Raw genomic sequence first — 9659 nt, forward strand, 5'->3', positions numbered from 1 at the left:
TATTCGACCAGCGAGGGCGGTCAGGCCCTGGAGCACCAGGAGAGCTATCTCAAGGTGGTGTTTGGTTTCTTCGGCGTGACCGATGTGCGCATTGTGCGTGCCGAGGGTCTGGCCATGGGGGATGCCCCGAAGGCTGCTGCCATCACCGCTGCGCGTGCCGACATGGAAATGGCCACGGCCTAACACGGGTCAGGAGCTCACGTCATGCGTCGTCATTTATTCGTTCGCCTCTTTGCCGTAGTTGCCCTGGCCACCAGCAGTTTGCTGGCGATGCCGGCGCACGCCCAAGCGCAGGCGGCCGAGGCCTTCATCCAGCAACTGTCCACTGACATGCTGCACAGCATCAAGACGGACCCGGCAAGTCAGGCAGGCAAGTTGCCGGCGATCATTGCGCTGGTCGATACCAAGCTCATGCCGAGCGTGAATTTCAAACGCATGACCGCCTCTGCCGTGGGGCCGACGTGACGGCAAATGACGCCCGAGCAGCAAAACCGTCTGCAGGAAGAGTTCAAGATTTTATTGGTGCGCACTTATGCCGGCGCGCTGTCCCAGATCGGTGATGTCAGCATTGCCGTCAAGCCCGTGCGTGCCGCCGCGGACGACAGGGAGCTGTTGGTGCGCAGCGAAGTCAAAGGCCGGGGCGAGCCGATTCAGCTGGACTACCGACTGGAAAAAACCGCCGATGAAGGTGGCAGCTGGAAAATTTACAACCTAAACATCATGGGAGTCTGGTTGGTGGAAACTTACCGCAGCCAATTTGTGCAGGAAATCAATGCCAAAGGGGTGGATGGCTTGATCGCTACCCTGGCCGATCGCAACAAGTCCAATGCCAAGAAGGGCTAAGCTCGCGAGGCTCCGACTTGCGCTGGGTCACTTCTTTTGTTTCGCAGGGCATCACATAGAAAGTCATCCCATCATGCCAAGCCAACGCATTGAGTTTCCAGGTAGCCAAGGCGCGATGCTGGCTGGTCGCCTGGATACACCCGACTCAACGCCCAGAGCCTGGGCCATCTTCGCGCACTGCTTTACCTGCTCGAAGGACAGCAAGGCGGCGGCCTTCATTGCCCGCGCCTTGGCCGAGGCCGGTTTTGGTGCTCTTCGGTTTGACTTTACTGGCTTGGGCGACAGTGGGGGCGACTTTGCCAATACCCATTTCAGCTCGAATGTGGATGATCTTGTTCACGCGGCCGATTGGCTGCGGTCTGAACACGGGGCACCCTCGCTGTTGATTGGTCATTCGTTGGGAGGCGCGGCCGTACTCGCTGCGGCGCACCGCGTGCCGGACTGTGTCGCAGTGGCCACGCTGGGGGCGCCATTTGATCCTGTGCACGTCACGCATCAATTTGGCGAGGGCCTTGAATTGATCCAGACACAAGGACAGGCAACCGTGCAGTTGGCGGGACGGCCCTTCACGATCAAACGAGAATTTTTGGAGGATTTGACCGGACAGGCGCAGGCTGACCGAATCAGAAACTTGGGTCGGCCCTTGCTGGTCTTGCATGCACCGCTGGACGCCACCGTGTCCATTGACAATGCGCATCAGCTTTTTGCGACGGCGCAACATCCCAAGTCATTGATCAGTCTGGATGGCGCGGATCACTTGTTGACCCGCATGGCAGACGCCCGATTCGCGGCGTCCATGATCGCCGCGTGGGCGAGTCGCTACCTGCCGCCGCTGAATGCCTGACCGTGACACATCCTCTGACCCAAAAAACCGGCAACACCTGGACCCGACAAGTGGACTGCGACGGCGCGTTTGTGCGCCTCCCCACCAGTTTTCACAGCCAGATCTCACCAGACCCCGATGCCTTGCATGCGGCCGAGGCCGGTCGTTATCACCTGTACGTCTCGCACGCCTGCCCCTGGGCGCACCGGACGCTGCTGGTCCGGGCACTCAAAGGTCTGACGTCAGCCATCAGTGTGGACGTGGTGCACCCGTACCTGACCGACAAAGGTTGGTCATTCGACACGGCTTTTTCAGGGTCAACAGGCGACCGCGTCAACGGCCATGACCATTTGCAACAGGTCTACCAGCAGGCCAGTCCTGGCTACGCGGGCATCATCACGGTGCCGGTGTTGTGGGACAAAAAGCTCGGCACCATTGTCAATAACGAGTCCTCAGAAATCATCCGACTGTTGAACAATGCATTCCAGAACGTGTGTGCACACCCTGAAGTCGACCTTTACCCCGAGGCTTTGCGCGCCGCAATCGATGACACCAATGCTTGGGTTTACGCCGACATCAACAACGGGGTGTACCGTTGCGGTTTTGCCCAAAGCCAAACGGCTTATGACCATGCGCTGAATGCCTTGTTCGTGGCCCTGGACCGGGTGGAGGGCATTTTGTTGCGGCAAACTTATTTGTGTGGCGCGATGTTGACCGAGGCCGACGTGCGCCTTTTCACCACGCTGATCCGTTTTGATGCGGTCTACCACACACATTTCAAGTGCAATCGAAAACTGATTTCACAGTACCCGGCGATGCACCGGTATCTGGCGGCCATCTACCACTTGCCTGGTGTGGCCGAGACCGTCGATATGGATCAGATCCGCTTCCATTATTACTACTCGCACCGCAACATCAACACCACCGGCATCGTTCCCGCCGGGCCGGATGTGTTGCAGCAGCTCGGAGCATAACGGCCTGGGAGCCTTGAAACGTTCCCTCAAGATCAGTTGACCGGGAGCAGAAAACGACGCGTCAGTAAATTGGCGTCAGCGGCTAATGGGAATCCGGGCTTGTTGGTGATTGATGAGATCGGCTATTTGTCGTATTTGAACCGGCATGCCGATTTGCTGTTCGATCTGGTGAACCGGCGTTAAGAGTCCGAGAGCACGATCGTGATCGCCAACAAGTCGTTTGCCGATTGGGGCGATGTGTTTCCCAATGCTGCTTTCAAGGTGTCTTTGATTAACCGTTTGGTTCATCACTCTGCAATGACACCTTTAAAAATTCGCCACGAGCAGCTTATGATTGGCAATGGAATGGGAAGCCCGTAAGCAGCCTGTCGTGACCGGCGGCAATGGGTCTGAAGCCGGTAAAGACCTGAAAAACTGTTCGGCGCTGCTGCCATCGTCGAGAGACCCAGTCCGGTCATAGCGGCAGTCAAAGTTAGCGCATGAAAGCAGACATCCACCCACCTTCAGAAACTTGTCGTTAGGTTCTCTAACGAGATGAACCTGTAATCCCCTGTTTTCCAATGTCATCAAAAGCAGAAGATTTATGAGGTCTTGGTCAGGTACTACTTTAGGGTGCAACCACTTCGAGTAAACAGGCGTTGGAAGCAGCGGAGCCTACGTCTCTACCTCCGGAATAGCCATCCATAAAAGCATCACTGAACAGTGTCACGCCGCCGCAAAGGTGGTCATACCGACTTAGGGTTCAGCCTGCTGTGAGCAGCGCTTCCAGTGCCGCCGCCACGCCGAGCAAGGCACGATCTTCACCTCTGCGACCGACCACCATCAGGCCAACAGGCAGTTCGCCTGGGGCGCGTGGCAAAGGAAGTGACATCGCCGGCAAGTCATAGAAATTGAACACCGAGGGGTTGCGCAACACAAGGCCATTGGCCTGATTGAAGGCGGTTTCGTCGGCCAGTGCGTCGATGCGCGGCGCAACGAAGGGCACGGTTGGAAGGACCAAGACATCCAGATCTTCCAGGCGTGCGTCCAGCTCAGGCTGCAGCTGTGCCCTCGCCTGCTGAATGCCGACATACCCGGCGGCGTCCAGCGTCATACCGCGCCGGATGCGCCCCAGCACCACGGGGTCGTACTCGGTCGAACGTGTGTCGATGGTGGCGCGGTGAATGTAGGCCGCTTCGGCCGCGACCAGGGTGCCGCGCTCTTGCAGGCGAAACGGTGCACCAAGCCACTCGTCCAGCGACTCATCGTCAATGCGGGCTCCGGCTGCGGAGAAGGACAGCAGCGCGGCCTCAAAAGCCTCCAGCACGGTGTCCTCGGTCTGGCTGAACAACAAGCCGCGCGGCACGCCGATCCGCAGACCACGCACTGTGCGCTGCGGAAGCGGCTGCCAGGTCTGGTTGGACAACACCGCATCCGCGCGGGCGCAGTCCGCCACGCCACGTGTCAGCGGACCTACCGTGTCGAGGGAGAACGACAACGGAAAGGCGCCCGTGCGCGGCACGCGCGACTGCGATGGCTTGAAGCCGGTCAGCCCGTTGAGCGCCGAAGGAATACGCACCGAACCACCGGTGTCCGAGCCGATGGCGATTTCCGCCATGCCGCGTGCCACCGACACCCCGGCGCCGGAGGATGAGCCACCCGGAATGCGTGTCACGTCATGCGCGTTGCCCGGCGTTCCGTAGTGCGGATTGATGCCTATGCCCGAGAAGGCAAACTCGGTCATATTGGTTTTTCCGACGATCACCGCACCCGCGCTGCGCAGGCGCTGCACCACCACCGCGTCCGCAGCAGCCGGCGCCGAGTCCCGCAACAAGGCCGAGCCGGCGGTCGTTGTCTCGCCTGCCACATCAAACAAGTCCTTGATGGACACGATGCGGCCGTCGATCGGGCTCAACGCAATACCGCGGCTGGCGCGCGCATCGGCGGCTTGCGCTGCTTCACGCGCTTGATCGGCATACACATGGGTAAAGATGCGGCGGCCTTCGTCGCCGACAGCCTCAATAGCGGCTAGCGCCTGTTCAAGTCGGGTGGTAGATGAAGTCATGGTGCGGTTTCCAGTGAATCGACGAAAAAAGGGTCAAGCCACTTCGGGCAGAACCTCGACGGTATAACGGTGTGTCAGCGACCGGTTGCGCTTGGGGTCGTGCAACTCCATCTCAAATACGGTCGACGGCCGGATGCCGCCTATGGCCCCGACGGTACCGCAAGTCATGCCGGTGCCGTCGGGCAAGCGGCTGTGCGCGGAGCCGTCCAGGTAGCCATTGATCAGATCGCGCGGCGTGCGCAGGGTCGACAATGGGCCGTCTTGGTAAAGCACGCGCTCACCGTTTTCTTCAATCCAAGCGCGGATCAGCAACTCGTCCCAATGGGCTTCCACGTCGGCATACAGCCAGGCGCTGCGGCCCGCCGGTTTGGCGCAGACCTGTTTGGACAAGGCCACGCTGTGGGACTCCAGCTTGCGGTCGGTGTGGTCGGAGGCGATGCTGACGTACAACTCGCCGTCCGCGGAGAACACAAAGGTTTCGATTTCGCCAGAGGAATCGGGGCCCACCACCTGTACAGTCTCAGCCTGGGTCAATTGGTTACTGGCAATACGATAGTACAGCGGCACGCTGCTTGGGCGCGGCACGCCAATGGCAGCCAATTCTTCGATGTGGTGCTCGATGGCTTTACGGTCGCGGCCGGCCCAGCCCGCGACCACCAGGGTGGAGATATCGACGCTCAGGTTGCGGGTTGTGGTATCGGAGATGATTTGGAATTCGGATTGCATGATTCAGACAAAAATAAAAAAGACAAAAAGACGCTGTTTACCCAAAGACGCGTGGAAGCCACAGCGCCAAATCTGGGAACACGGCCAACAGCAGGATCATTACGAACATGGCCGCGACAAAAGGCAGAGAGCCAACGATGACAGCATTCATGGAGCCGGTTTTGCGCAGGCTTTGCACCACAAACAGGTTAAGGCCCACGGGTGGTGTGATCAGCGCCAACTCGACCAGCACAATGATCATGATTCCCAGCCAGATCGGGTCATAGCCCATCCCGATCATGATCGGGGCAACGATCGGAATAGTTGTGATCATCATAGACAGGGTCTCCATGAAGCAGCCCAGCACCAGATAGAAGACCACCACGATCAGCAGCATCCAGCCCGGCGACAAGCCCAGACCGACGATTGAGTCAGTCAGGGCCGAGGTCAGACCGGTGCCCGACATGACAAAGTTCAGGAAGCTGGCGGCGATCACGATCAGCATGATCATCGCGGTGGATCGCATGGTGCCCTCCACCGACTCGCGCAACATCCCCCAGTTCAGCTTGCCGAAGCAGGCAGCCAGAATCAGCGCACCCAGCACGCCTAAGGCCGCGGCCTCGGTCGGTGTGGCCAAACCGGCGTAGATGGAGCCGACCACGAGCAGGAAAATGCCCATCGGTGGAGCCAGGTGCACCAGGCTGCGCATGCGCTGGCTCCAGGTCGCATGAATCTTTTGGCCACCCCAGGACGGTTTGATCAGGCAGGCGACGATCACGGTCAAAATAAACAACGAAGCCATTGCAAATCCCGGGATGATGCCGGCCAGGTAGAGTTTGGGCACCGAGGAATTGGTCAGTACGCCATACATCACGAGGTTGATCGACGGAGGGATCAAAATGCCCAAGGTGCCGCCGGCAGCAAGGCTGCCGAGGAATAAGGGTTCGTTGTAGCCAAAGCGTTTGATCTGGGGCAAGGCCACGGTACCAACTGTCGCAGCCGTGGCCACGCTGGAGCCGGAGGTGGCCGAGAAAAGCGTCGAGGCGCCAATGTTGGCGTGCATCAGCCCGCCCGGTAGCCACGACAGCCACAGACTCATGGCCGTGTACATACGCTCTGCAAAGCCCGCACGCAACAAAACCTCACCCAACATGATGAACAGCGGAATTGCGACGAGCAGGAACTCGTTGTTCGTGCTCCAGGACAATTCACCAATGGCGCGGGTCAGGGGCAAGGAGGAAAACAGCGGGTCCAGCGTCAGGCCCAGCAGGCCCAAAGCGGCGCCGACGGGAATACTCAACCCAATCAGGACGAGCAACAAAATCAGTGCGGTGGCAATCATGCTGTGGCTCCATGGACGATGCGGGCGCCAGCGGCCGCTTCTTCTTCGGCTTCTTCCTGCGCCGAACGCACGCCGCAGATTTCCTTGACCAGTTCAATATCTCCGGTAACAAAGGCCAGCGAGGCGCGCACCAGCATCAGGGTCACCACCACACACATCCAGCCCAGACCCAACAGCCACAATCCCTGGGGAATCCAGAGTGGCGTGGCCATGGTGGTATTGGCAGTGGAGTTTTGCAGCCAGGATGCGCCCACCACGTCCATCGCGTACCAAGTCAACACGACCATGAAAACACCCAATCCAACCAGCGACAGCCAGTCCAGCACAGCAGAAACACGCACCGGCAGGTATTGGTACAAGACGTCAACCCTTACATTGGCGCGTTGCAGGGTGGCAAATGCCAGTGCCCAGGAGGTGCTGATGGCGAAGGCATAGCTCGACAGTTCATCGGCGCCGCCGGTATTGAAGCCAAGGAATTTGCGTGCCAGCACGTCAAAGGAAATCAGCAGCACGCTGGCCAGGGTCAGCGCGCCACCGGCCCAGACAGCGCCCAGCGAAAAGCTTCTGGCAAGCTGGATTAGTCGGCTGAGAATTGATAAGTGATGCGGGTGCGTCATGGTGATTCATTGAGGATCGTTGAAAAGAGCCCCGGACCCTTTGACGGGCCCGGGGTTGCCTGGATGACCGGACGTTTTACTTCTTGGCGGTCATACCGACCAACTTGCCGACCGTGGCATTGAAGTCGGTCACACAGTTGGCGCTGCAACGCGCAGCCCACTTTGGCAGCACCGATTCCTGCAACACCTTCTTGAGCATTACGCGGTCAGCCTCGCTAGGCTGGACCAGCACCATCTTGCCCTTGACCGGCTGTTTGCAGGCGGCGGCTCCGGTGTTGCAGTCATACCCTTCCTGGGTTTGCGCGGCGGCCGCAGCCCAGATGTCGTCCACCAGGGTTTTGTACTGCACGGTGATCAGGTCGCGCACCTTGGGGTCGAGCTTGTTCCAGGTCTTCTGGTTGACGGCGTGGATTTGCTGGTTCCAGTTGATGGGCAAAGCCACCAGGTGGGTGGAGACTTCGTACCACTTGGCAGAATAACCGGAGAGCGAACCCGTGATGGCGCAATCGACCACCTTGTTTTGCATGGCCGGAACCACTTCACCAAAAGCCATCGTCACGCTGGAGCCGCCCAGCGCCTCCACGAATTCGGCTTGCGTGCGGCTGCTGGTACGCACTTTTTTACCCTTGAGGTCGCCCAGGCTTTTCATTTCGGCATTGCAAAACAGCACTTGCGCGGGATAGGTCGATAGGCCCAGCACCTTGATGCCCGAACTTTGGCTGTAGAACTTGTCATACACCGGCTGAAAGGCTTCGGTTATTGCGCGTGCCGTTTTCACGTCAGGCGCCAAGCCGGCCAGGTCAATGGCTTCGTTGATCGGGTTGTCGGAAGCAAAGTACGCCAATGTGGATGTGCCGAATTCGATCACGCCTTGAGACATCAAGCGCAGCAACTCCGGGCCCTTGATACCCATTTCGTTGAACCCCTTGATGTCGGCCGTGATCTTGCCACCGGAGACTTGTGGAATCTTCTGTGTCCAGAAAGGCTTTTCGTAGTCGTTATAGAGGCTCAGGTTACTCAAGCCGCCAACCACCTTTAGTTTCACAGCGGGCAGGTCTTGAGCAAAAGCATTGCCCGCAAGGGCCGCAGTCGTGGCGAGGACGATGGACAGCAGTCGACGTTGCATGAATAACTCCTAAGAAATCGTAAAAATAGAATAAAGGCCCCGAAATATGTGCGATGCACCACATTGGGCACCGGCTCACTTATTTGGATCAAAACTACCAAGCAGCTTCAAAAATCCTCACAAGACGCACTCTTTTCGGGAATTGTAAAGAATCTGTGAAATTTCACTGAACCTTCAGAGTGATCTTATGCGATTTTCATGCCAATCTCAAGGTGGTAGTATCCCTAATCATTTAGCACGTCGTTGCAAGGAGGAAAAGTTGCCAGATTCAGAAGACACAATTCCAAACGCACCTGCACACAAACGCCGGCGCAGCGAGGAACAATCCCAGAACGCCAAGGCCTATGAGCGCCTGAAAGATGGGCTGACTACCCTTGCGTACAAGCCCGGTGATTACCTGAACACTGCGGCGCTGATGAGCGGCTTGGAACTTGGCCGCACGCCCTTGAATCACGCCCTGCATCGGCTGGCCACGGAAGGACTGGTACAAATCATCCCTCGCAAGGGCGTGATGGTGGCGCCGTTGTCCATCGACGATGCCCTTCATCTGATCGATGTGCGTTTGGCCAATGAAACTTTATGCGCCCGGCTGGCAGCAACGCGTATCACCGCGACCGCCTTGCAAAAACTGCAGGCTGCTGCGCGCCGTTTTGACGCAGCCGTAGCCCGCCGCAACGTCGCGCAGATGATGAGCTGCGACCGAATGTTTCACGAGCAGATTGCTGACGCCTCCGGTAACCCGGTCCTGGTCGAAGTGCTGAGGGTCTTGCATGCGCGCTCACAACGTTTTTGGGCAATTTCACTGTCGGCAGACGGCCACGTAGCCGAAGTCAGTGAAGAGCACCAGGAAATCATTGCGGCCTTGACCAAAGGTGATGGCGAGCTGGCAGCCCGCGCCTTGGCAGAACATATCGAGTCGTTTCGTGGCTCACTGTTGCATGGGCGCTGAGCGACTGGACAATATCAGCGAACGTCGCTGTAGTTGTCTTTGTCTACTGACTTGGCCGGGCGGGTTTGCGCTGCCGACGTCTCTGTGCGTTGCGGGTGGTGCGCCACCACCAACCGCAGATCGTGCCAGGACGCTTCCTCAATCAGCTCTTGCTCGGCCCTCGTTGCCCGGCCTTCGAAGGCCTGCAGCACATCAACAAATTCACCGTGGCGCCGCCCCGGCACCGCCAGAATGAA

At 58.6% G+C, this 9659-nt stretch carries 9 protein-coding genes and 3 pseudogenes; 6 read left to right on the forward strand and 6 right to left on the reverse strand.

All coding sequences use genetic code 11. The annotated features are described in order from the left end of the window. From NDI87_RS14195 to NDI87_RS14215, 5 genes and pseudogenes are all read left to right on the forward strand, one after another. Window positions 1-183, forward strand: a 183-nt coding sequence (locus NDI87_RS14195; protein WP_296276017.1) for an NAD(P)H-dependent oxidoreductase, incomplete at its 5' end; no start/stop codon positions are given. 87 nt (window positions 184-270) lie between these two features. Further along, window positions 271-843: pseudogene (locus NDI87_RS14200) on the forward strand (ABC transporter substrate-binding protein). 73 nt (window positions 844-916) lie between these two features. Beyond that, entirely contained in the window at window positions 917-1687 is a 771-nt protein-coding gene (locus tag NDI87_RS14205; RefSeq protein ID WP_296276019.1) for an alpha/beta hydrolase, read from the forward strand. Window positions 1688-1689: 2 nt separating this feature from the next. Next, the gene (locus tag NDI87_RS14210) at window positions 1690-2640 is read left to right on the forward strand and encodes a glutathione S-transferase family protein (protein WP_296276021.1); all 951 of its coding nucleotides are present in this window, start codon (window positions 1690-1692) and stop codon (window positions 2638-2640) included. Between the two features lie 195 nt (window positions 2641-2835). Beyond that, a pseudogene (locus tag NDI87_RS14215) lies at window positions 2836-3000 on the forward strand (ATP-binding protein); the annotation flags it as partial. Window positions 3001-3382: 382 nt separating this feature from the next. On the opposite strand, the gene NDI87_RS14220 reads toward NDI87_RS14215, so the two are convergent. The 5 genes from NDI87_RS14220 to NDI87_RS14240 all read right to left on the reverse strand — a co-directional run bounded on the left by NDI87_RS14220 (window position 3383) and on the right by NDI87_RS14240 (window position 8474). Further along, window positions 3383-4684: an amidase gene (locus tag NDI87_RS14220; protein WP_296276023.1), complete on the reverse strand. Its 1302-nt coding sequence runs from the start codon at window positions 4682-4684 to the stop codon at window positions 3383-3385. A 33-nt stretch (window positions 4685-4717) separates the two neighbouring features. After that, window positions 4718-5410, reverse strand: a complete 693-nt coding sequence (locus NDI87_RS14225; RefSeq protein WP_296276025.1) for a DUF2848 domain-containing protein — start codon at window positions 5408-5410, stop codon at window positions 4718-4720. 37 nt (window positions 5411-5447) lie between these two features. Then, window positions 5448-6731, reverse strand: coding sequence for a TRAP transporter large permease (locus tag NDI87_RS14230; protein WP_296276026.1), 1284 nt, complete (start codon window positions 6729-6731; stop codon window positions 5448-5450). Continuing rightward, window positions 6728-7348: a TRAP transporter small permease gene (locus tag NDI87_RS14235; RefSeq protein WP_296276027.1), complete on the reverse strand. Its 621-nt coding sequence runs from the start codon at window positions 7346-7348 to the stop codon at window positions 6728-6730. The genes NDI87_RS14230 and NDI87_RS14235 overlap by 4 nt, the downstream gene beginning before the upstream one ends. Before the next feature lie 76 nt (window positions 7349-7424). Further along, window positions 7425-8474: a TRAP transporter substrate-binding protein gene (locus NDI87_RS14240; RefSeq protein ID WP_296276029.1), complete on the reverse strand. Its 1050-nt coding sequence runs from the start codon at window positions 8472-8474 to the stop codon at window positions 7425-7427. Window positions 8475-8661: 187 nt separating this feature from the next. On the opposite strand from NDI87_RS14240, the gene NDI87_RS14245 reads away from it, so the two are divergent. Then, entirely contained in the window at window positions 8662-9423 is a 762-nt protein-coding gene (locus tag NDI87_RS14245) for a GntR family transcriptional regulator (RefSeq protein WP_296276031.1), read from the forward strand. Window positions 9424-9437: 14 nt separating this feature from the next. On the opposite strand, the pseudogene NDI87_RS14250 reads toward NDI87_RS14245, so the two are convergent. Then, window positions 9438-9659 (reverse strand): annotated as a pseudogene (locus NDI87_RS14250) (hypothetical protein); the annotation flags it as partial.

This window comes from Rhodoferax sp. (genome assembly GCF_023701345.1).
Classification (GTDB): domain Bacteria; phylum Pseudomonadota; class Gammaproteobacteria; order Burkholderiales; family Burkholderiaceae_C; genus Rhodoferax.